This is a genomic window from Paucisalibacillus globulus DSM 18846, from assembly GCF_000482485.1.
Classification (GTDB): Bacteria; Bacillota; Bacilli; order Bacillales; family Amphibacillaceae; genus Ornithinibacillus; species Ornithinibacillus globulus.
Genome location: NZ_KI519438.1, coordinates 1 through 22,523, shown reverse-complemented (window position 1 = coordinate 22,523; position 22,523 = coordinate 1). Strand labels below are relative to the sequence as shown.

The window sequence follows — 22,523 nt, the reverse complement described above, 5'->3', positions numbered from 1 at the left end:
TAGAATCACCTATTTTCTAGATTAGTTAAGTTTAATTATAACGTTTTTTATGAAGTAAATATAGTTAGAGCTCAACGGTTTCTCTTATGTAAGGTAAAACTAGCTTTTCTTGTGGTACTCATAATAAATAAAAACAAACCGAAGATAACAATGGTACCCCCTAGCCATTGGGACCAAGTGATTTTTTCTCCTAGAATAAAGTAAGCTAGAATAGAAGCTCCAATGGGTTCAAATACAATGGCCATACTAATTGTAGACGTACTTAACCATTTTAAAGCCCAGTTAAATAGTGTATGTCCAAAGAAAGTTGGAATGATGGCAAGAGCTAAGAAAATAATCCAGTATTTCGTTGGATAACCCAAAAATGGATTTTGCAATAACAAATTATAAAGGATTAAAGTAATGGAACTTACCCCATAAACAACAAATGTATAAGTCATCAGGGATACTCGTTTTCGAGCATTTTGTCCTAATAGAAAATAAGCGGTAATTGCAATTGCTCCAATAAACGCTAAAATGTCTCCAAATAGTGCCATCCCGCTAATTTGGAAATCACCCCAGCTTATGATGACACTTCCTAGAAGGGCAATCACCATACTAATTACAGCGCCAGAAGAAAATCTTTCTTTGAAAAAAAGATATGTTCCAAGAAAGGCAAAGATTGGTTGTAGTGTTACTAGAACAACGGAGCTTGCCACAGACGTATAATTTAAAGATTCAAACCAGAGAATAAAATGAAAAGCAAGGAAAATTCCAGCAAGAGATGATAGTAACCAATCCTTTTTAGTTATCAGTTTGAATTCATGACGATATTTTAAAATCATAATTGGTGCCATTAATAATACAGCTAGTAATAGTCGGTAATTTGCAATTATCGCTGCTGGAGCATTACCTGCTAATTTTACTAGTACTGCAGATGTCGAAACGGATAAAACGCCAATAACTATTGCTATATATGGATTAAATGGAGGGACTCTCATTTTATTTCCTCCTACAATTATGTTAGTTTGTATTCTTTTAATTAACTATTTTAGCATGTTCTATACGAAATATCATTTGTAGGCTAGCTTGTACTATTCCTCATATGTTATCATAATATGACGGTTAATTTGCCACGGTGCTTATCGTCTGAAGAAAATCAGACGTTTCATAGAGGGGAATGTCCCCAAAAGGAAAATTCTTAGGTTCTTCCTAATTGGATAAGCCTTTTCCACTTGAATTATTATGGATGGAAAAAATTCATGCTACTCTGTACATTATCTATAAAGTGTTCCTATCTCACGAAGAACATGTAAGTTTTCATTTTAATGGATAAGATAAGATAAATGAGTGATGTGATTCTCGGAACAAGCATCACGGCAAGTCAAGCGCTAAAACAAAAGATTAATTTTCACAAAGGAGAAAAAAGCGTGACAACATTTAATGACTTAGGTATCTCAAACCCGATAATGAAATCTTTAGAAAAAATGGGTTTTGAAGAAGCAACACCCATACAAGCAGAAACCATTCCTCTTGCATTAGCTGGGAATGATGTCATTGGCCAAGCTCAGACAGGAACAGGAAAGACTGCTGCTTTTGGTATTCCAATGCTTGAGAAAATTGACACAACAGAAAGAAAGGTTCAAGGTCTAGTTGTTGCTCCAACTAGAGAATTAGCCATTCAGGTTGCAGAAGAATTAAACCGACTAGGTAGATTTAAAGGTGTGCGTGTTCTACCAGTTTATGGTGGGGCTCCAATGGATAGACAAATCCGTTCTTTAAAAGATGGCCCTCAAATTGTAGTTGCAACTCCAGGTAGACTGTTAGATCACTTTAGAAGAAGAACAATTCGTGCCAATATTGTTCATACAGTTGTCTTGGATGAAGCGGATGAAATGCTAAACATGGGATTCATTGATGATATCCGTGAAATCTTAAAACAAGTTCCAGGTGAAAGACAAACATTACTTTTCTCTGCTACAATGCCAAAAGAAATTCGTGATATCGCAACTAACCTTATGAATAGTCCAAAAGAGGTTAAAGTTAAAGCGAAGGAAATGACTGTAGAGAACATTTCACAGCAGTTTGTAGAAATCCCAGAAAAGTATAAGTTTGATACGTTAACCAATTTATTAGACATGCAAAATCCTGAATTAGCGATTGTATTTAGTAGAACTAAGAAGCGTGTTGATGAAGTAACAGAAGGATTACAAGCGCGAGGATTTCGTGCAGAAGGAATTCATGGTGACTTAACACAAGGAAAACGCATGTCTGTATTGAATAAATTTAAAAATGGGCGTGTAGATGTATTAGTTGCAACGGATGTAGCTGCACGTGGTTTAGATATTTCAGGTGTAACACATGTATACAACTTTGATATCCCACAAGACCCTGAAAGCTATGTACACCGTATTGGACGTACTGGTCGTGCCGGACGTACTGGGGAAGCTATTTCATTTATAACACCAAGAGAAATTGCTCACCTTCGTTTGATTGAAAAGGTTACAAAGAGCAAAATGAAGCGTATGGTACCTCCAACTAATAAAGAGGCTCGTCTTGGACAACAGCAATTAACTGTTGAAAAGATAATTAAAACAATAGAAAAAAATGAACTTGATGCTTATCATCAAACAGCAAATGAATTATTGGATGAGCATGATTCTGTTACGATTGTAGCTGCTGCATTAAAATTGCTAACAAAAGAAAGAAGAGATATTCCAGTTCAAATTTCTGGAGTTGCTCCAATTAGTGTTAAAAAAGCTCAAGCGGATAAAGGACGTTCCAATAATAAACGCCATTACGGCAAACGTAATCAAGGCGGTGGAAAACCACAAGGTAGTGGAAGAAACCAAGGCGGACGTAACCGCAAAGGAAATTTCCAAAAGAGAAGAAATAGAGATTAAAGATAAAGTGGAATAGCCCATATATCTCGTGGTAGAGTTGGCTGGGCTGGCTATTTATTACACAGGGGTTTCTTTAGTCTTAGAATTTAATTAATCAATCAAGAAAAGCTCCTCATAATATAAGGAGCTTTTTCTTTAGATTATTTTAGGGGGATGAAAATAAGTGAGAAAGCCACCAATACATACAATATCACATGATGCCATTAAGGCATGGCGAATTACAGCAATTTTATATGAAGCAATTGCTTGGGTGATTACTATTATAGGAATTGTACTCCATTTTGTTGTTGATTTTCCACTATGGATTGTTTTGATTTTAATAGCAGTCAGTGTTGTTAGTACTTATTTTACTGTATTCTTATTACCTAAGCTTCGGTGGAAAAGATGGCGTTATGAGGTTTTTGAACAAGAGATATATATTCAACATGGAATTTTAGTAGTATCACGAACGTTAATTCCGATGATTCGTGTTCAGCATGTAGAAACAGAGCAAGGTCCAATTTTAAAGAAGTTTGATTTGGCGTCTGTGTCCATATCAACAGCTGCAACAACACACCAAATACCTGCACTTTCAAATGAAGTTGCATCCGATTTGCGAGACAAAATCTCAGCATTAGCAAGGGTGGATGAAGATGATGTCTGAACCAAAGCGTTTACATCCAGCCACTATGATATTTAATTTAGTAATGGCATTAAGGAGTACAATCTTTATCTTTGTGCTAATATTTGTAACCTTATATGACACCCATCTATTTTATGCTATATTAGCTGCGGTTTTACTTGTCGGATTTCTTTTCCTCGGTAGCTTTCTTTCTTGGAGTAGATTTACTTATCGAATAGAGGGGGAGGAGCTACGACTTGAGTATGGCATATTGGTTCGAAAAAAACGATACATTTCTAAAAACCGAATTCAATCGATTGATTTAACCCAGAATGTTCTACATCGTATTTTTAAATTGGCTAAAGTGGAAATTGAGACAGCCGGAACTGGTGCGGAAGCAGAAGCGTCATTAATCGCTGTCACACTAGAGGAAGGAGAGGCTTTGCGGGCAGAGCTCAAATCGATTGTAAAAGTAGAAGAGCTTGCAGACGACACAGAAACAATTATTCCATCCCAGTCTATTTCAAAGAAACGGCTGTTAGTTGCTGGTGCAACATCAGGTAGAATTGGAGTTCTGCTTGCACTTGGTGGTGCTGCCTTCTCGGAATTAGAACGCTTTATTCCTGCTAATTTTTATGATCAAGCGTATAATTGGGCCATTGGATTAGGGTTAATTATTTTAGCGTTAATGGTAGTAGGAATAATACTGTTTTTGTGGCTTGTAGGTATCGCCGGAACGATAATCAAATATTGGAACTTTACTATATCTAAAGTTGAGGAAGATATTGTTATTACGTGTGGATTATTAGAGAAGAAACATATTACAATACCACTAAAACGTATTCAAGCAATTGGGCATGTGGAAAATCTAATTAGACAACCATTAGGATTTACCACGGTTATTGCTGAAATTGCAGGAGGTTCTAATGACAAGGGAGAACAGTTTTCTACCGTATTATTCCCAATGATAAAGATAGAAGAAGTAGATGCCTTTTTAGAAGAGTTTCTACCAGAATATCTAACAAACCGTCAGGAGATAAAACCATTACCAAAACGGTCACTGAAATATTATCTTTTTCGGATGATAGTTCCAGCGCTAGTTTTGTTAGCTGCAGTATTCTTTATACTACCACAGTTTGTTTGGATTCCAATAGTAATCTTGGCAGCAAGTGTAGTATTGGGAATTCTACAATATAAAGATTCGGGTTATGTAATTGAAGGTAATAGAATAACTCTTAGGTATAGAGTCTTCAGTAAAGTGACCATGATTATGAATCATAAACGAATACAAGCATTTAATAAGAAGCAACATATTCTTCATCGTAAAGAACGTTTAGCAACGACACAGTTGTCCATTGTTGGAAAAATGGGGATGGGAAAGCATTACCATGTGAAGGAGCTAGATGAGAAGGCCGTAGATGAAATGTCAGATTGGTATTCTTGCAGAGAGGGTTAATACCCTCTCTCGTATTAAAATAAGTAATTAAAAAGACCAATTGCTACAAGTATAATAATGATGATCCAAAGTGGGTTTAGCTTCACTTTTCTAGTGAATTTTCTTTTCTTCCAACGGTTAGGATCAAAGCGGATCTCCCCGTCATCCTGATAAGAACGCTGATAATTGCCTGGATAATATGGACGAGCATTCCCAATTACTAAAGGGGCAATTAAAAAGCCTGCTATAAACCCAAGTACATGGGCAAAGATGTTAATCCCAGGATTAATGAAAGACATGATAAAGCCGATGATCAGGATAACCTTAATAATATGGGCGCTCCCCGCATCAATTAATTGCTTACGAAAAACAACCATAAATACATAGATCCCAAATAACCCAAAAATCGAGCCAGAGGCACCAACATGTGCAAACCCAAATGATGGATGGATGAAAAATGTTGCGATGTTTGCTAGGATTCCTGCACCAAAATAGGCGAGGATAAACTTAAACTTTCCTAGCATCTTTTCTAAGGCGGGACCAAAGAGCACTAACGAAAAAGAGTTAAACAACATATGTGTTAATCCGCCATGTAAAATAATTGGTGTCACAAATCGCCAATATTCTCCGTTATGAATTTCAAAATGCCGCCCGACACCTAAATCATATAATCGGTCAATTACCCCAATTGGTAACACATCATGTAAAAACCAGATAGCTATGTGAACGATGACAATTGTTGATACAACGGGATAAAAGTAAATAAATTCTTTAATACTTCTTTCATTACGAATAAACATTTTATTTCCCTTCTTTCTATTGGGGGATATCTTCCATACAGTAGTTTGGTTATTATAACAGTATATACATTATCAGATTACTATAATATAAAAATCATTTAAAATAATTCAAGTTAAAGATACCATGTTAGGAGAAAATCAGAATGATTATAGGAATTGGAATTGATATTATTGAGTTGGATAGAATAAGAAAAAGTATGAAAAATAGTCGGTTCATTGACCGTATTTTAACAATGAAAGAAAAACAGAGCTTTACGTTATTACAGAGCGAAACTAGAAAAGTAGAATTTGTAGCAGGGAGATTTGCTGCTAAGGAAGCTTTTGCTAAAGCAATGGGAACGGGAATTGGAAGTTTAAGTTTTCTTGATATTAGTATTTTGAATGACGAAAATGGTGCACCCTTTATTGAGGCTGCAGTAAAGGAAAAAATGAATATTTTTGTCTCCATTACCCATAGTAGAGAATATGCAGTCGCACAAGTAGTTCTGGAAATCTAAAATAATAGTTAATAGCTTATCTTCTGCATAAATAACAAGGTTGTCTCATATATTTTTATTGCGGGCAGGAGGGAACAAGCTATAGTTATTTCACCGCAAAAAAGAATTACATCAAGGGCCATGAACCAATAAGACAGTAATGATGAAGGAAAAATTACAAAAAAAGCAGAAAATAAAGGAGAGGGTGGAATATAACGGGTGATTTAATTGTCTTATAGTTGGCGAAAATGGTCTATGTCAATTCTTTCGGTAAAGTTCCCTTTGTATAAATCGTAAAACCTAATTGGTTAGGTTGGTAATTTTAGACAAGGGAGATATGTCCATGATAAAAAAATCACGTATATGGATGATATTTGTATTTGGTATCGTGTTAGTATTAGCAGCATGTGGTGAAAAATCACAGGAAGATGTAGTTAAAAAGCTCGGAGAAAATGTAGAGGATTTAAGTGGCTACAAAGCAAATGTTGAAATGAAAATGAAGACAGGCCAAGAAGAACAACTGTTCAAAATTGATGTATGGCATAAAAAAGAAGACTTCTATCGAGTATCACTTTCTAGTAATAATGATGATAAAGGTGGACAGATTATTCTTAAAAACAAGGATGGTGTTTTTGTTTTAACGCCAGAATTAAAGAAGAGCTTTAAATTTCAATCAGAATGGCCAGAAAATAGTAGTCAACCATATCTATTTCAATCACTTGTAGAAGATATTTCTGGAGATGAAGAAGTGAAATTCACCACAGATGAGAAGCATTACATCTTTAAAGCAAAAACAAATTATCAAACGAATAACAGTTTGCCATTCCAGGAAATTTATTTTGATAAAGAAAACTACACACCTACCTTAGTGAAAATACTCGATACGGACGGAAATACCGTTGTTGAAGTGAAATTTAATAGTTTTGAGTTAGACCCTAGCTTTAAAGATACGGATTTTGAAATTGACCAGAATATGGCAAGTGCAACTCCAGAGGACGTACCTACTTCCGGTGACGGTGTAACAGAGGAATTACAAGTTATGGTACCGATTCAAACGATTGGTGCTGAATTAACAGACCGTTTGGAAGTGGATTTAGAAAATGGTAAACGAATTATTTCTACTTTTACTGGTGAAAAGAATTTCACCCTTGTACAAGAGAAAAAGAATGTAGTAGAGACGTTATCTTCCCCAGTCGAGGTAAGTGGTGATATCGTTAATCTCGGATTTGGTGCAGTAGGGGCATTGTCTGAGAATACTGTTGAGTGGGATTACAATGGCATGAACTTCTACTTGGCAAGTGATGAATTAACAAAAGAAGAATTAATCGAAGTCGCACAATCTGTTCAGGGACAGGAAGTAAAATAAACCCAAAAAATTGGGCAGGCTCATAGATAAGAGTCTGCTTTTTGTTTTATAATAAGAGTATTACTACTGGATCTGTTATTTTAAAAGATACGAAATTTAATAGGCAGTTTTAGATGATGGGTGTAGATGCATAATTTGGATAAACTGTGCGGTAACTACTTTTAATTCCTACCCAGTTTTTATGGATCGAGTGCTATAATACCGCTCCGGCAGAATACTCCGCTTTCCGCGGGCACGGCCTCAGCCTCCTCGCGGAAAAACCACCGCTGCGGGGTCTTCGGACACGTGCTGTTCCCGCAGGAGTCTCCGTATTCTGCCTGCGCTAGTTGGAGTTTCCAATTTATGGATTGTTTGTAACATATTTTTTCAGTAATTACGTACAAAAATTCTATTTCACTACCAGCGTAGGAAATACACGGAGACTCCTGCGGGAGGATAGGCATAGGTGAGACCCCACAGTGCGTAGCACGAGGAGGCTCACCAGCCGCCCGCGGAAAGCGGAGTGTATTTCCGGAGCGGAGTTAGATGCTCAACTCAAAATCCTAAGTTAAGTTACCGCACATTTTCTATCAATAGTAAAAATAGAAGGCAGTAATTACTATGAAGACAGTGTTTTGATAAATATGTACTGTATTCTGCCCGTGGATAGGGCCGGAGAGTAAGTTTTTAAAATAAAGAAGAAGGTTGAAAGGAGTAATACTTGTGGTAGGTGAAATGTACCGAGAAACATGGGCTGAAATAAATCTAGATGCAATCAAGTATAATATTACGCAAATAAAGGAAAAGCTACCACAGGAAACAGGTATCATTGCAGTCGTAAAAGCAAATGCTTATGGACACGGATTGGTACCAATTGCCAAAAAGGCACTTGAATCGGGAGCAAATGCATTAGCGGTAGCCATATTAGAGGAAGCTATGATTCTCAGAGAAGCATCCATTACAGCTCCTATCCTTGTGTTGGGCTTTGTTCCGGCAAAATATGCACTTCTAGCAGCGGAGAATAACATCACTTTAACTGTTTTTCAAAGGGATTGGCTGGAGGAATTAGGCGAATATCAACTTGTGAAACCCGTAAATATTCATATAAAGTTAGATACAGGAATGAATAGAATAGGTGTACAATCTAAAGATGAATTATTAAATCTAATAAGGGAAATAGCTAACAATAAGAATATCCGTATAACCGGTATTTTTACACATTTTGCAACCGCTGACGCTAAAGAACTAGACTTTTATTATGAGCAAACGGAAAGATTGGAAGAATTGCTTTATGTTTTTAAAAAGCAAAGTAAGGAAGAGGTCATTGTTCATGTTGGCAATAGTGCTGCTTCCTTACGTTTTCCAGAAAGCATGCATAATTACATTAGATTTGGCATATCCATGTATGGGTTGTATCCTTCAAAAGATGTAAGACAGGAAAATAGTGTAGACTTAAAACCTGTATTCTCATTACATAGTCGATTGATTCATGTTAAAAGAATTACAAAAGGTGAATCTGTTAGCTATGGAAGAACTTATGTTGCAGAGAAGGACGAATGGATTGGGACGATTCCGATTGGATATGGAGATGGGTGGAGCAGAAAACTACAAGGAATGAGTGTACTGGTAAATGGTAGGAGAATGCCAATAGTTGGCCGGGTTTGCATGGATCAAATGATGATTAGATTAGATGAAGCATATGAGACTGGTACGGAAGTAGTGTTAATTGGTGAGCAAGGGAACACTGTAATTGAAATGGATGAAGTGGCAGAATACTTGGACACCATTAATTATGAAATACCTTGTATGATTAATGAAAGAGTACCAAGGATATATGTAGAAAGTGGAAAGAAACAGTCTGATTGACGACAATAATCATAGTACTGGACTAATTGACTAATATTTTTCATGGGAAGTACTGATAAGCCTTTGCAATTACAGTTAGACAATGGTATTATTAAATTTGATAAAATGTAGAAATAGTAACGATCGTTCAGCAGTTGGCGGAGGTGCTTGATTTTGTCAGAGAGCTTACAAGAAGTTATGGTGCGGCTACCGAAAAACCTACTAAATGAGGTGGATGGATTAGTGAAAAAAGAGAACAAGGATCTAAGTGACATCATTTGTCAAGCAACTAGGACTTATCTAGAATCTAAAAAAGAAGAGTATATCCAAAACTTTTATAAATCCATGCAAAAAGGCTATCAAGAAATGGCAAGAATCAATCTCTCTATTGCTTCAGAAGCATTTCAGGCTGAAGAGGAGGCTGAAATTACTCTGGAACGCTCTGTGATCGGGGTGTAGAATTTGATTGTTCAAAGAGGCGAAGTGTATTTCGCTGACTTATCCCCTGTGGTCGGCTCAGAACAAGGGGGCGTTCGTCCAGTATTGATACTCCAAAATGATATTGGGAATCGATTCAGCCCAACTGTTATTGTTGCTGCAATCACCGCCCAAATCCAAAAAGCAAAGTTACCTACTCACGTAGAGATAGATGCTAAACGATATGGGTTCGACAGAGATTCTGTTATTCTGTTGGAACAGATACGAACACTAGATAAACAGCGACTAACAGATAAAATTACAAAGTTAGATGATGCCATGATGCAAAAAATAAATCATGCACTTGAAATAAGTCTTGGGCTTAAGGACATGTATGGACATTAAGAACTCATAGTTTACAACTAAGCTATGAGTTTTTTTAGTAGTTAGGAAAGTGTAAAAAACTTTCCGCCGACATAAGAAAAAACTAATACATTCGCTTGGGACTGAGCGAATGCGAGTTTTTCTAATCTTTAAAGGCCATAAGACCTCATCCTCATGGAATATGGGCCATCTTAATTGTTCGACCGATTAATTTTATATCAATCCTCCAAATACTAATCTTCCCAACTACATCCTACATTTAAATAGTGCGAGCAGGTATCTACGTTTTGGTTGGATAATAAAGGAAGAATAGAGATGAAAATGTAGTATAGTATAAAGGATTATAAATTCTGCCTCTACCCAAATAAAGACTAATCCACCCAATTAACAAAACGATGGGTTGTTCCCGATTCGTATCCAATCACTTCTTGATAAGGTAGAATGATACCTATAACAGAAGTGGTAAAGGTTTAACCTACAACAAGTGCACCCCTCTACTAAAGAAAGAATTAGAGTTTAAGAGAAGTAGGCAGTATTGCCGTTCAAGCCTCCCTTAAATATCTTTCTGATTCATACATTCAGTTTTTTAAGAAAAAATCCTCCACAATTTAAGACCATATAGAACAAGGTGCAATCCTACTCAACTAAGCAAACAAAGGGTAATATCATCATAGTCAATTATAAAGTTAAACGATAACTATGAAGTCACCCACTGATATGGTTCAAAACCGCAACATCATCGAAATAGAATTTGTTTGCAATAATATACATATCATGTGACAATATTTATAATATTTTTTAATCGGAGGTTTTTCGATGATGAATAAGGATTTACGAAGTATTGCTATCGAAAATAGTGATGAAATAACACAAGAGTGGCTGAAAGAAATTAATCAGTTAAAAAGCGTAAACTACACAGAAGAAATTTCAGCCGAATTATATGATAATAATAACCAAGAATTTTTAAATGTTATTTTTCATAGTATCAGAGGAAACGGTTCTACAAAAGTAATAAAAGACTTTTCCGACCGAATTATTCAATTAGGATGGCCATTAAGTTATATTACTGATGGCTTATTAGTTTTTAGAAAGGTTACCGTCAATACCATTCTGACTAAATTAGAGCAAAGTGATGGAGGGTTTGTCTCTGAGATTATCAGCAGTGTGGATTCCTGGGTAGAGCCAATCATTAGGCAGTTAGTTAATGAATACTCTGTGAGCTGGGAACAGGTTGTTTCCCTGCAACGAATTGCATTACAAGAATTATCCGCACCACTTATACCAGTGATGGACAATATCACAATTATGCCGTTAATTGGAACAATTGATACTGAACGGGCAAAGTTTATTATGGAAAACTTATTAGAAGGAGTAATGCGCCATAATGCGGAGGTTGTTTTAATTGATATTACTGGTGTACCAGTAGTTGATACGATGGTGGCGCACCACTTATTCCAAGCAACAGAGGCAGTGCGCTTACTAGGAGCTAGTTGTATTCTAGTAGGTATACGTCCCGAAATAGCTCAAACGATTGTTAATTTAGGTATTAATTTTTCCAACTTACCAACAAAAAGCACACTGAAAAAAGGATTTATGCTAGCACTTGAAATAACGAATAAATCAATTATAGAAATGGATAACAAATCACAAAATATGGATGATTTGTTAGGATTCGGTAAAGGAAGTGAAATAACCAATGAGAATTCCAATCTTAAAACTACATAATTATTTATTGATTTCCATACAAACTGAGTTAGACGATCAGACGGCAATACAATTTCAAGAGGATCTATTAAAACAGATCCATATTACAGAAGCTACAGGAGTAGTAATTGATTTAACCTCAGTTGAAGTAATCGATTCATTTATTGCAAAGGTGCTAGGGGATGTAGTTTCAATGTCAGACCTAATGGGGGCTAAAGTTGTCTTAACAGGAATTCAGCCAGCGGTTGCGATGACATTAATTGAATTAGGAATTCATATGCGAAATGTTCCAACTGCATTAGATCTAGAACAAGGCTTAATGAAACTACATCAGGAATTGGGGGAATAGTCGATGAGTTCCCAATCCTGTGTAACTATTCATAAAGAGTGGGATATTGTTGCTGCCCGCCAAATGGGGCGTGAAATTGCAAAACAGTTAGGCTTTGGAACTGTTGACCAAGCCCGAATCACAACGGCGATATCTGAACTTGCTAGAAATATATATTTATATGCTGGTGAAGGCAAAGTATATTTTGAGGTAATTGAATCATTAGATAAAAAAGGAATTACAATAGTTGCTACAGATACTGGTCCAGGTATTAAAGACTTAAGTTTAGTAATGGAAGATGGATATACAACATCGGGGGGTCTTGGTGCTGGTCTTCCAGGTGTTAGAAGATTAATGGATGAATTTGATATAGAATCCGAAACAGGTAAGGGTACTAAAATTGTCACTACAAAATGGGTTAGATAAGTGATTCTAACATCTAATGCTTCTTATAACATCCTAGGTTAACAGCTTTTGAACTTTTATAGTAAGTTCTTTATAACAGAATAGGAGAGGCCGTCTTATGGGTACAAATGATTTAGATGCTAGAAGTTATACGGATTTATTAAAGGGATATATTGAAACAAGAGATGAGCGAGCACTTTATGGTGCTGAGCAAATCTCTAAATCTTTTATTAAAAATAATATTTCACCAGAAGAAATAGTTAACATGCATATTCAAGCACTGTTAGAAATCTACCCAGAGCTAACGGATAAAATTCAACCGACAATGAACTTTTTATTAGAGGCTATGATGGCATATGGACTAGCTCACCAAGAGTATCAACTACTTAGGGAAAAACAACTCAGAATAAGATCAGAAATTGAAGTTGCTGCTGGAATGCAAAGCATGCTTCTCCAATCAGAAGTGCCAAAGATGGATGAATTAGATATTGGCGTTATTAGTGTCCCAGCAAACCAAATGAATGGTGACTATCACCATTTTGTAAAGGGGAAGGATGGGACTATTAGTATTGCTATTGCAGATATTATTGGTAAAGGAATCCCCGCAGCATTATCTATGTCTATGATTAAGTATGCCATGGATAGCTTTCCTGAAAATGAGATGTCTACGAACACTATACTTGCAAGCCTTAATAGAGTGGTAGAACGAAACGTTGACCCAAGTATGTTCATCACGATGTTCTATGCTCAATATAATCCTGACACTGGTAAGTTCTATTATTCTTCGGCGGGACATGAGCCGGGATTTTTTTATAGTGACAAAACAAAGAGTTTCAAAGAGTTTGAAGCAAAAGGTTTAGTGTTAGGAGTCAATCCGGATACAACCTATATGCAATCTGAGTTAGACATAGAGAAAGGTGACATGGTTATTTTGTTAACGGATGGTGTAACTGAATGTCGCAAAGGCGATGTGTTTATTGAACGTGATGAGGTACTGGAAGTTATCAAAACATATATGCATCTACCTGCCCAAGACATTGTCAACCATGTCTATCGATACTTTGAGAAAATCCAAAATTTCCAATTAAGAGATGACTTTACCTTAATCATCTTAAAAAAAGTGGTTTAGCGTTTATAATTATCGGGAACAAAAGAAATACGTAGGTTAAGACGTGGCTTTTAGTAGTTAGGAAAGTAAAAAAACTTTCCGCACGTATAGAAAAACTAACACATTCGCTTGGGACTGAGCGAATGTGAGTTTTTCTAAGAATATGGGCGCATTAGGGGGAAAACTATGAATCTAAAAATCCAAATAGAGGATGGGAACAGTAAGTCTATCGTTCGTTTATCTGGAGAAATTGATGTTTATACAGCACCAAAGTTAAAGGATGCATTACTCCCACTAACCAAAAGACAAGGAACGATACTGGAAGTTGATTTAGAACTTGTAAATTATATGGATAGCACAGGTTTAGGGGTATTTGTAAATGCATTAAAGCTATCTAAAGAAAATAGATGCAATTTAATATTAGTAAATTTACAAGATACAGTGTTGCGTTTATTTCAAATAACCGGATTACACGAGATAATGGACCTAAACTCTACGATTCGAGGTGTAGAAGAATAAATGGAATCGTTTGATTTTATCGAAATGAAATTTCCCGCAAAACCGGAGTATGTAGGAGTTATACGATTAAGTACTTCAGGTATTGCTAGTCGAATGGGATTTACGTATGAAGATATAGAGGATCTGAAAATTTCTATTTCGGAAGCAGTGACTAATGTCGTTAATCACGCATATGAAGATAAGGATAATGGGGAAGTTACCATAGGATTTGGTGTTTATGAAGATCGGTTAGAAGTAATGGTTGCTGACCATGGTGGTAGTTTTAATTTAAATGAGGTTAAGACGAAATTCGGTCCTTACGATAGTGATGAATCGGTTGAAAACCTTCGTGAAGGGGGTTTTGGATTATTTTTAATTAATACATTAATGGATAAAGTTGAGATAAATAATAATTCAGGTGTTATTGTCCTTATGACAAAATACCTTGAGAATTTAGGGGTGGAGTTTTATGACGACCAAGTCTCAACCGGACAATAAAGGAAGAGATGAGGTTTACCAGTGGATTGAACACCTTCAACAATATCCATTAGATGAAGAAATTCAACAAAAAGTAATCCTTACCTATAAAGATTTAGTTGAGTCCATTGCTAGAAAGTATTCTAAGAATAGTATCATTCATGAAGACTTAGTACAAGTAGGAATGATAGGTCTACTAGCAGCGATTAAACGATTTGATGCTTCATTTGGTAAAACCTTTGAGTCCTTTGCTATCCCGACCATTGTTGGAGAAATAAAGAGGTTTATTCGTGATAAAACATGGAGTGTCCATGTTCCGAGAAGGATTAAAGAACTGGGTCCTAGAATAAAGAAGGCTATAGATGAATTAACCACTAAAAATCAAAAGTCACCGACAGTAAAAGAAATTGCCGAGTATTTAACTGTCTCTGAGGAAGAGCTACTAGAAACAATGGAGATGAACAAAAGCTATAAAGCTTTATCCGTGGATCGAAGTATTGAAGGCACCTCAGATGGTAGTACCATTGCTTTATTAGATATGATTGGGTCTGATGAAGAAGGATATTCGCAAATTGACCTCAAAATGCTATTAGAAAAAATTCTTCCGATATTAACAGAACGAGAACAAGAGATTATCCGCTGTACTTATTTTCAAAATATGAGTCAAAAAGAAACCGGGGAACTTTTAGGAATATCACAGATGCATGTTTCACGTATTCAACGTAGGTCATTAAAGAAACTCCGTGAAGCAATTAATACTGATAGTGCGGAGGTATTGTGAATTCTATGAAACGAACGAAGGTAGCAGTATTTCAAAAAGCAAAAACTGGTAATAAAGAGTGTGGGGACAGTTACTTTTATAGTGAGACCGAGAATGAATTTGTATGTGCTTTGGCTGACGGTTTAGGGAGTGGGGAGTTTGCAAAAGAATCCTCAGAAATAGTTATTAATATCATTAAAGAAAACATTAACTATCCAGTTGAAGAATTGGTAAAGAAGTGTAATGGAAAGTTAATTGGCAAGCGTGGCACTGTCCTAGCAATCTTAAAGATTGATTTTAATACAAAGAGCTATTCTATTTCTTCCATTGGTAATGTTGGTGTGATGACCATTACTAGTGGAAATAATAGAAAACGAAATATACCAAATGCCGGATATTTAGCAGGTTTTAATAGGAAATTTAAGGTAACTAGAGAACCACTTGAAAATGAAATGAATTTCATTATGTATACAGACGGTGTTACAAATAAAGAATTGTCTGAGAATTACTTTTTGGATAAGGAAGTAGAAAGAATTACTAAGACATATGCACTTAAAAGTGAAAATTTCCGAAATGATGATACGACATTAATCGCAGTTCGATATAACCATAATTAAAAAGGGAAGCCTAAGGGAGCTAGTAATTATAGCCCCAAAGGCTTCCTTTTCCTTCCATTGTGGGATTTAATCGGCTTTTTTGATAGAATAGTACTTGGTAGTTAGGAAAGTATAAAAAACTTTCCGCACGTATAGAAAAACTAACACATTCGCTTGGGACTGAGCGAATGCGAGTTTTTCTAATGTAAAGGAGGAACGCTCTATGTCAGATACATTAAATCAAGAATTAGCCCGGTGGGTGTCAAAAGAAACATCTGTTCAAACGAATATTGTACATAAAGTAATTAACTTAATGGATGAAGGAAATACGGTGCCATTTATTGCTCGTTATCGTAAGGAGGTAACGGGTGGTCTTGATGAGGTGCAAATAAAAGCTATTCAGGATAAATGGCAGTACGCATCAAATTTAGCGCAGAGAAAAGATGAGGTTATTCGTTTAATTGAGAGCTTAGGAAAACTAACACCAGAATTAGAGAACGAAATAAGAAAAGCTACCCAATTACAACGTGTAGAAGACCTATACAGACCTTATAAACAAAAGCGAAGAACTAAGGCGACGATTGCAAAGGAAAAAGGACTAGAACCTCTAGCAGAATTAGTCTGGAAGCAAGAAAATGTTGATATTAATAAAGAGGCAGAAAAATATTTATCTGAAGAATATGAATTACAAACGATAGAGGATGTATTATCGGGAGTAAATGATATTATCGCGGAAATAGTTTCCGATGAACCAGAATATCGTGAATACATTCGTAATCAGACAATCAAACGAGGATTAATACAATCGGAAGTTAAGAAGCAAGAAAAAGATGAGAAAAGCATCTATGAAATGTACTATGACTATAGTGAAGCGGTCAGGTCAATTGTTTCACACCGAATCCTTGCATTAAATCGTGGGGAAAAGGAAGATATACTGAAGGTCTCCATTGTTTCTCCAATAGAATCAATTATTGAGTACTTAGTGAAGAAGATTATTAAACAACGTACTAATAAAATGACTAGCGATATTTTAAAGGCAGCAATAGAAGACTCATACAAACGTTTGATTGAACCCTCTATTGAGCGTGAAATAAGAGCAAACTTATCGGAAAAAGCGGAAGAACAAGCAATTTCTGTATTTGCAACTAATCTAAAGAATCTCTTATTACAGCCACCTCTTAAAGGAAGAACAGTTCTTGGGGTAGACCCAGCATTTCGGACGGGTTGTAAGTTGGCTGTTATTGATGAAACAGGAAAGTTACATCAAGTCGGAGTCATGTACCCTACAGCACCTAAACATGATGTGACAGGTGCAGAAAAGATTATCCTGACATTTATTAAAAAGTATTCTGTAGAATTAATAGCCATTGGTAATGGTACAGCTTCAAGGGAAACAGAGCAGTTTATTTCAGATGTTATCATAAAGAATAATCTTGATATTCCATACATCATCGTTAATGAAGCTGGAGCAAGTGTCTATTCCGCATCAGAACTGGCAAGAGAAGAGTTCCCAGAATTACAAGTAGAAGAAAGAAGTGCAGCTTCCATTGCCCGTCGTGTCCAAGACCCGTTAGCAGAATTGGTTAAAATTGACCCGAAATCAATAGGAGTAGGACAATACCAACATGATGTTGGTCAAAAGGCTTTAAATGAATCATTAACATTTGTTGTAGAAACTGCAGTTAACCAAGTAGGTGTCAATGTAAATACAGCTTCTAGATCATTATTACAATATGTATCTGGTTTGAGCAAGACGGTAGCTGGAAATATTGTTAAATTAAGAAATGAGAATGGGAAATTCTCCGACCGTAAACAGTTGAAAAAGATTCCTAGACTTGGTGCTAAAACATATGAACAAGCTATAGGGTTTTTACGGATTATCGATGGAGATAATCCACTAGACCGAACACCGATCCACCCAGAAAGTTATAGTCATACGGAACAATTATTAGCAATGCTTGATTGTAAGATTGAGGATATAGGCTCGAATTCGCTAAAAGAGAAGTTAGCCTCTATTAATAAGACTGAAACTGCAACCCAGCTTGGTATAGGTGAGCCAACATTAGAAGATATTATCGAAGCATTAAGTAAACCAGGACGGGATCCACGTGATGAGTTTCCGCAACCACTACTTAAGAAAAATGTACTATCTTTAGAAGATCTTATGCCTGGAATGGAACTACAAGGTACTGTTCGAAATGTTGTTGACTTTGGAGTATTTGTCGATGTTGGGGTAAAACAGGATGGCTTAGTTCATATTTCTAAGATGTCAAACTCCTTTGTGAAACATCCAATGGATATAGCCTCGGTCGGTGATGTTGTAACCGTGTGGGTGGAAAGTATTGATGTGAATAAAGGAAGAGTTGCATTATCCATGGTAAATGAATAATAGTTAACAAAAAGCACTGAGGAATTTTCCTCAGTGCTTTTTTCAAAGAGTATGTTATTATTCAACGTCACTAGCAGCTTCAACTTCACTCATGGAAATTCCAAGTGCATTTGCAACACCTTCACCATAAGCAGGATCTGCTTTGTAGCAATGGTTAATATGTTTTAATTGAACTTCTTTAGTTGTACCTTCCATTGCACGAGCTGTGTTTTCGAACAATCTTTGTTGTTCATCAGCGTTCATTAAACGGAATAGATTACCTGGTTGTTCAAAGTAGTTGTCATCATCTTTACGGAAGTCATAGTAGTCAACATCAGCAGCAAGTTGTTGTCTTGGGTCTTGATGTTCTTTGCTATCTTCCCACTCACCATAGCTGTTCGGGCTATAAGAAACATTGTTGCCATGTGGAATCACACGCATAGCACCATCACGATGGTAAGGGTTGAAGTTTTTCGCATTTTTAGGATAGTTAACTGGAATTTGCCAGTGGTTAACACCTAGGCGATAACGTTGTGTATCTCCATAAGAGAATAGGCGTCCTTGAAGCATTTTATCAGGTGAGAACCCAATACCAGGTACAATGTTAGTTGGAGCGAATGCTGCTTGCTCAACTTCTTCAAAGTAATTGTCAGGGTTTCGGTTAAGTTCTAACTCACCAACTTCAATTAGAGGGAAGTCGCCTTTAGGCCATACCTTAGTTAAGTCAAATGGGTTGTATGGTACTTCTTTAGCTTCATTTTCTGTCATTACTTGAATGAAAAGAGTCCACTTAGGGAAGTCTCCATTTTCGATTGATTCATAAAGATCTCTTTGGTTACTTTCGCGATCCTTACCAACAACTACTTCAGCTTCCTGATCGGTTAGGTTTTTGATACCTTGTTGTGTTCTGAAGTGGAATTTAACCCATACTCGCTCGTTGTTTGCATTGATCAGGCTGTACGTATGGCTACCAAATAAATGCATATTTCTATATGATGCAGGTAGGCCGCGGTCACTCATAACGATAGTTACTTGATGAAGTGCTTCTGGTAAGCCTGTCCAGAAGTCCCAGTTAGCTTGTGCGCTATGCATATTTGTTCTAGGATCACGTTTAACAACGTGGTTTAAATCTGGGAAACGCTTAGGGTCTCTAAAGAAGAATACAGGTGTGTTGTTACCAACTAAATCCCAGTTACCTTCTTCGGTATAGAATTTAAGAGCTGTACCACGAATATCACGTTCAGCGTCAGCGGCACCACGTTCACCAGCTACACTTGAGAAACGTAAGAACATATCAGTCTTCTTACCAACTTCTGAGAAGATAGATGCTTTCGTATATTTTGTAATGTCATGTGTCACTGTGAAAGTTCCATAAGCACCAGAACCTTTAGCGTGCATACGACGCTCAGGAATTACTTCGCGGTCAAAATGTGCTAGTTTTTCTAAGAACCAGAAGTCTTCCATTAATAATGGGCCTCTAGGACCTGCTGTTTTTACATCGTCGTCATTTGGTACTGGAGCACCAAATGCAGTAGTGAGTTTTTTCTTATTTTCACTCATTGAATATGTCCCTCCTATAATATAAAATACATGTAATATAGTATCATAGTAATTATGAGATTACTAAATAGATAGTTTCTCTAAAGTCATGACGTAAGGATAAATGTTTGCTAAGTAATCCTATACCTCAGGAGACTTTAAATTAACATCTCTAGAGTATATTATAAAGGAATTTAAATAAAAATCAATTTTTAATTATAATTATTTTAAATAACGATTTATAATGACATTATATATATGTAATATCAGTATTGGGAATAATAACAAAAGGAAGTTTTCGCAAATGAAACTGCTAAGTGAGAAAGAACTTTTCCATCTAGTGAATAATCTATCTATAGAATACTTTGGGAAACCATATATAGATGAAGTAAAGTTTAATAGTCGACTTCGTACCACGGGGGGGCGATATCTACCATCTAAAAGATTGATTGAGTTGAACCCCAAATATTATTTTGAATCGGACGAGAGTGAATTTATAGGAATTATAAAACATGAATTATGCCATTATCATTTACATATTGAAGGAAAGGGATATAAACATGGGGATCGAGATTTTAAATCTTTACTGCAGTTAACTGGTTCACCCAGGCATTGTAAGCCACTTTCATCTAATGAGAATCGTAAAAAGCACCAATATATTTGTGATAAATGTAATCATTTATATAACCGTGAAAGAAGAGTGGATGTGAAACGATATCGATGTGGTATTTGTAGAGGGAAATTGGTAAAAGTAGAATAATCAATTGGTATAATTATAGGAAGTAACTAGGAAGAAGAAAAGTTTATAAATTCTGACGCAAAAAATAGATTGACGAAATGGGACATACCATGGTAAATTATATTAAGTCTTATGAAACAAAAGATTCCCTTAAGGAATTAGTTCAGCTTAAAAAAATCAAAACTATCCTTGACATTGAAACTGATATATAGTATGATGTTTTTCGTTGCTGATTTTTTAAAATTAATATTCCACAGTAGCTCAGTGGTAGAGCAACAAGTGAAACATCTACCGAATAAGCTACAAGTAACACTGAAGCATACACAGCTATGAATATGCTAGTAGATGCAGGTGTCCAACATCGTGGGATGTACTTGCAAGAACACGATTGATTTTCTATTTTTGATTATTCCACAGTAGCTCAGTGGTAGAGCAATCGGCTGTTAACCGATCGGTCGTAGGTTCGAATCCTACCTGTGGAGCCATATGGAGAAGTACTCAAGTGGCTGAAGAGGCGCCCCTGCTAAGGGTGTAGGTCGGGTAACCGGCGCGAGGGTTCAAATCCCTCCTTCTCCGCCATATAATATGGCCCGTTGGTCAAGCGGTTAAGACACCGCCCTTTCACGGCGGTAACACGGGTTCGAATCCCGTACGGGTCATTGGTTTTTAAAAGTGAATATTAAAAGGTCCGGTAGTTCAGTTGGTTAGAATGCCTGCCTGTCACGCAGGAGGTCGCGGGTTCGAGTCCCGTCCGGACCGCCATTTATATTGTTGGGCTATAGCCAAGCGGTAAGGCATCGGGTTTTGATCCCGTGTATCCTAGGTTCGAATCCTAGTAGCCCAGCCAATTTTGTATTTGTGAGATGCTTAACAAACTGTATAAAACAAACATGAAATTACTTGAATTTTATGAGCCATTAGCTCAGTCGGTAGAGCATCTGACTTTTAATCAGAGGGTCGTAGGTTCGAATCCTACATGGCTCATCATTATGATATGCGGGTGTGGCGGAATTGGCAGACGCGCTAGACTTAGGATCTAGTATCTTCGGATGTGGGGGTTCGACTCCCTTCACCCGCACTGTGTTATTGCACTATTTCGTATGCGGTCGTGGCGGAATGGCAGACGCGCTAGGTTGAGGGCCTAGTGGGAGTTGATCCCGTGGAAGTTCGAGTCTTCTCGACCGCACTAGTTCCAGTAATTGAAAAAAACAACTTGAATTAGATTGCGTTATATGATATATTTAAATACGTTACTTTTTAGCGCCCGTAGCTCAATTGGATAGAGCGTTTGACTACGGATCAAGAGGTTAGGGGTTCGACTCCTCTCGGGCGCGCCATATTAATCGGGAAGTAGCTCAGCTTGGTAGAGCACATGGTTTGGGACCATGGGGTCGCAGGTTCGAATCCTGTCTTCCCGATCCGAGAGTGCTTCTGGGATTGATGATCTTAATATTTCCAATGCGGGTGTAGTTTAATGGTAAAACTCCAGCCTTCCAAGCTGATGTCGTGGGTTCGATTCCCATCACCCGCTCCATTATAAACATAACCTTGGGCCTGTAGCTCAGCTGGTTAGAGCGCACGCCTGATAAGCGTGAGGTCGGTGGTTCGAGTCCACTCAGGCCCATCATTCAAAAAAAAGAATGAAAAAAGTTGTTGACAAGATATTGCATGTGTGATATTATATAAAAGTTGTCACTAAAACAACACAAATTACTTTTTGCTCCTTGAAAACTGAACAAAACAACCAGTATGTAAGAAAAAACATACCCTGTTTTTTCTATTAAAGAAATTCTAAAAGCTAGCGTGCTTTTAGTAG

General features: G+C 36.7%; 21 protein-coding genes and 12 tRNA genes. 30 read left to right on the top strand and 3 right to left on the bottom strand.

The window, feature by feature from the left end:
- Nucleotides 1-71 precede the first annotated feature (71 nt).
- On the bottom strand, nucleotides 72-980 hold the full coding sequence (locus K332_RS0117200; protein ID WP_026908583.1) for a DMT family transporter: 909 nt from the start codon (nucleotides 978-980) through the stop codon (nucleotides 72-74).
- Nucleotides 981-1,409: 429 nt separating this feature from the next.
- On the opposite strand from K332_RS0117200, the gene cshA reads away from it, so the two are divergent.
- The 3 genes from cshA to K332_RS0117185 all read left to right on the top strand — a co-directional run bounded on the left by cshA (nucleotide 1,410) and on the right by K332_RS0117185 (nucleotide 4,939).
- Nucleotides 1,410-2,882 carry a degradosome RNA helicase CshA gene (cshA, locus tag K332_RS0117195; protein WP_026908582.1) on the top strand — a complete coding sequence of 491 codons (1,473 nt, stop codon included), beginning with the start codon at nucleotides 1,410-1,412 and terminating at the stop codon, nucleotides 2,880-2,882.
- Between the two features lie 163 nt (nucleotides 2,883-3,045).
- On the top strand, nucleotides 3,046-3,525 hold the full coding sequence (locus K332_RS0117190) for a PH domain-containing protein (protein ID WP_026908581.1): 480 nt from the start codon (nucleotides 3,046-3,048) through the stop codon (nucleotides 3,523-3,525).
- Nucleotides 3,518-4,939, top strand: a complete 1,422-nt coding sequence (locus K332_RS0117185; RefSeq protein WP_026908580.1) for a PH domain-containing protein — start codon at nucleotides 3,518-3,520, stop codon at nucleotides 4,937-4,939. Before K332_RS0117190 ends, K332_RS0117185 begins: the two co-directional genes overlap by 8 nt.
- Before the next feature lie 14 nt (nucleotides 4,940-4,953).
- Here K332_RS0117185 and K332_RS0117180 read toward each other — a convergent pair whose 3' ends face one another.
- Complete coding sequence (locus K332_RS0117180) at nucleotides 4,954-5,718, bottom strand: rhomboid family intramembrane serine protease (RefSeq protein ID WP_026908579.1); 765 nt, start codon at nucleotides 5,716-5,718, stop codon at nucleotides 4,954-4,956.
- 143 nt (nucleotides 5,719-5,861) lie between these two features.
- Here K332_RS0117180 and acpS point away from each other — a divergent pair, with 143 nt between their 5' ends.
- The 14 genes from acpS (at nucleotide 5,862) to K332_RS0117105 (ending at nucleotide 18,450) form a co-directional block, all read left to right on the top strand.
- A complete protein-coding gene (gene acpS / locus K332_RS0117175; RefSeq protein ID WP_026908578.1) occupies nucleotides 5,862-6,215 on the top strand; it encodes a holo-ACP synthase in 354 nt (117 codons plus the stop codon).
- Between the two features lie 322 nt (nucleotides 6,216-6,537).
- Nucleotides 6,538-7,560 (top strand): LolA family protein, encoded by a 1,023-nt coding sequence (locus K332_RS0117170; protein ID WP_026908577.1) that lies wholly within the window; start codon nucleotides 6,538-6,540, stop codon nucleotides 7,558-7,560.
- Nucleotides 7,561-8,274: 714 nt separating this feature from the next.
- Complete coding sequence (gene alr / locus K332_RS0117160) at nucleotides 8,275-9,405, top strand: alanine racemase (protein WP_036689291.1); 1,131 nt, start codon at nucleotides 8,275-8,277, stop codon at nucleotides 9,403-9,405.
- Nucleotides 9,406-9,558: 153 nt separating this feature from the next.
- Complete coding sequence (locus K332_RS0117155; RefSeq protein WP_026908574.1) at nucleotides 9,559-9,843, top strand: CopG family ribbon-helix-helix protein; 285 nt, start codon at nucleotides 9,559-9,561, stop codon at nucleotides 9,841-9,843.
- A gap of 3 nt (nucleotides 9,844-9,846) precedes the next feature.
- Entirely contained in the window at nucleotides 9,847-10,206 is a 360-nt protein-coding gene (locus tag K332_RS0117150) for a type II toxin-antitoxin system PemK/MazF family toxin (RefSeq protein ID WP_026908573.1), read from the top strand.
- A 798-nt stretch (nucleotides 10,207-11,004) separates the two neighbouring features.
- Nucleotides 11,005-11,910, top strand: coding sequence for an RsbT co-antagonist protein RsbRA (locus K332_RS22815; RefSeq protein WP_051359525.1), 906 nt, complete (start codon nucleotides 11,005-11,007; stop codon nucleotides 11,908-11,910).
- Nucleotides 11,882-12,238: an STAS domain-containing protein gene (locus K332_RS0117140; protein ID WP_026908572.1), complete on the top strand. Its 357-nt coding sequence runs from the start codon at nucleotides 11,882-11,884 to the stop codon at nucleotides 12,236-12,238. Before K332_RS22815 ends, K332_RS0117140 begins: the two co-directional genes overlap by 29 nt.
- A gap of 3 nt (nucleotides 12,239-12,241) precedes the next feature.
- On the top strand, nucleotides 12,242-12,643 hold the full coding sequence (locus tag K332_RS0117135; RefSeq protein WP_026908571.1) for an anti-sigma regulatory factor: 402 nt from the start codon (nucleotides 12,242-12,244) through the stop codon (nucleotides 12,641-12,643).
- A gap of 97 nt (nucleotides 12,644-12,740) precedes the next feature.
- Nucleotides 12,741-13,751: a PP2C family protein-serine/threonine phosphatase gene (locus tag K332_RS0117130; protein ID WP_026908570.1), complete on the top strand. Its 1,011-nt coding sequence runs from the start codon at nucleotides 12,741-12,743 to the stop codon at nucleotides 13,749-13,751.
- 165 nt (nucleotides 13,752-13,916) lie between these two features.
- Nucleotides 13,917-14,249 carry an anti-sigma factor antagonist gene (locus tag K332_RS0117125; protein ID WP_026908569.1) on the top strand — a complete coding sequence of 111 codons (333 nt, stop codon included), beginning with the start codon at nucleotides 13,917-13,919 and terminating at the stop codon, nucleotides 14,247-14,249.
- Nucleotides 14,250-14,726, top strand: coding sequence for an anti-sigma B factor RsbW (gene rsbW / locus K332_RS0117120; protein WP_026908568.1), 477 nt, complete (start codon nucleotides 14,250-14,252; stop codon nucleotides 14,724-14,726).
- Entirely contained in the window at nucleotides 14,698-15,486 is a 789-nt protein-coding gene (gene sigB, locus K332_RS0117115; protein WP_026908567.1) for an RNA polymerase sigma factor SigB, read from the top strand. The genes rsbW and sigB overlap by 29 nt, the downstream gene beginning before the upstream one ends.
- A gap of 5 nt (nucleotides 15,487-15,491) precedes the next feature.
- Complete coding sequence (locus tag K332_RS0117110) at nucleotides 15,492-16,082, top strand: SpoIIE family protein phosphatase (protein WP_026908566.1); 591 nt, start codon at nucleotides 15,492-15,494, stop codon at nucleotides 16,080-16,082.
- A gap of 202 nt (nucleotides 16,083-16,284) precedes the next feature.
- Nucleotides 16,285-18,450 (top strand): Tex family protein, encoded by a 2,166-nt coding sequence (locus tag K332_RS0117105; protein ID WP_026908565.1) that lies wholly within the window; start codon nucleotides 16,285-16,287, stop codon nucleotides 18,448-18,450.
- Between the two features lie 57 nt (nucleotides 18,451-18,507).
- Here the strand turns inward: K332_RS0117105 and K332_RS0117100 are convergent, their stop codons facing one another.
- Nucleotides 18,508-19,989 (bottom strand): catalase, encoded by a 1,482-nt coding sequence (locus K332_RS0117100; protein ID WP_026908564.1) that lies wholly within the window; start codon nucleotides 19,987-19,989, stop codon nucleotides 18,508-18,510.
- Between the two features lie 283 nt (nucleotides 19,990-20,272).
- Between K332_RS0117100 and K332_RS0117095 the strand changes: the two genes are divergently transcribed.
- The 13 genes from K332_RS0117095 (at nucleotide 20,273) to K332_RS0117030 (ending at nucleotide 22,331) form a co-directional block, all read left to right on the top strand.
- On the top strand, nucleotides 20,273-20,728 hold the full coding sequence (locus K332_RS0117095; protein WP_026908563.1) for a SprT family protein: 456 nt from the start codon (nucleotides 20,273-20,275) through the stop codon (nucleotides 20,726-20,728).
- A 389-nt stretch (nucleotides 20,729-21,117) separates the two neighbouring features.
- Nucleotides 21,118-21,192 (top strand) — tRNA-Asn (locus tag K332_RS0117085).
- A gap of 3 nt (nucleotides 21,193-21,195) precedes the next feature.
- A tRNA-Ser gene (locus K332_RS0117080) sits at nucleotides 21,196-21,286 on the top strand.
- An 8-nt stretch (nucleotides 21,287-21,294) separates the two neighbouring features.
- A tRNA-Glu gene (locus K332_RS0117075) sits at nucleotides 21,295-21,366 on the top strand.
- A gap of 26 nt (nucleotides 21,367-21,392) precedes the next feature.
- A tRNA-Asp gene (locus K332_RS0117070) sits at nucleotides 21,393-21,469 on the top strand.
- Between the two features lie 10 nt (nucleotides 21,470-21,479).
- A tRNA-Gln gene (locus K332_RS0117065) sits at nucleotides 21,480-21,554 on the top strand.
- A gap of 64 nt (nucleotides 21,555-21,618) precedes the next feature.
- Nucleotides 21,619-21,691, top strand: a tRNA-Lys gene (locus K332_RS0117060).
- A 12-nt stretch (nucleotides 21,692-21,703) separates the two neighbouring features.
- Nucleotides 21,704-21,785: transfer RNA gene (locus K332_RS0117055), tRNA-Leu, on the top strand.
- Nucleotides 21,786-21,809: 24 nt separating this feature from the next.
- Nucleotides 21,810-21,893 (top strand) — tRNA-Leu (locus tag K332_RS0117050).
- Between the two features lie 74 nt (nucleotides 21,894-21,967).
- Nucleotides 21,968-22,044: transfer RNA gene (locus K332_RS0117045), tRNA-Arg, on the top strand.
- Between the two features lie 7 nt (nucleotides 22,045-22,051).
- Nucleotides 22,052-22,125 (top strand) — tRNA-Pro (locus K332_RS0117040).
- A gap of 42 nt (nucleotides 22,126-22,167) precedes the next feature.
- Nucleotides 22,168-22,241 (top strand) — tRNA-Gly (locus tag K332_RS0117035).
- A 16-nt stretch (nucleotides 22,242-22,257) separates the two neighbouring features.
- A tRNA-Ile gene (locus tag K332_RS0117030) sits at nucleotides 22,258-22,331 on the top strand.
- Nucleotides 22,332-22,523: the final 192 nt, after the last annotated feature.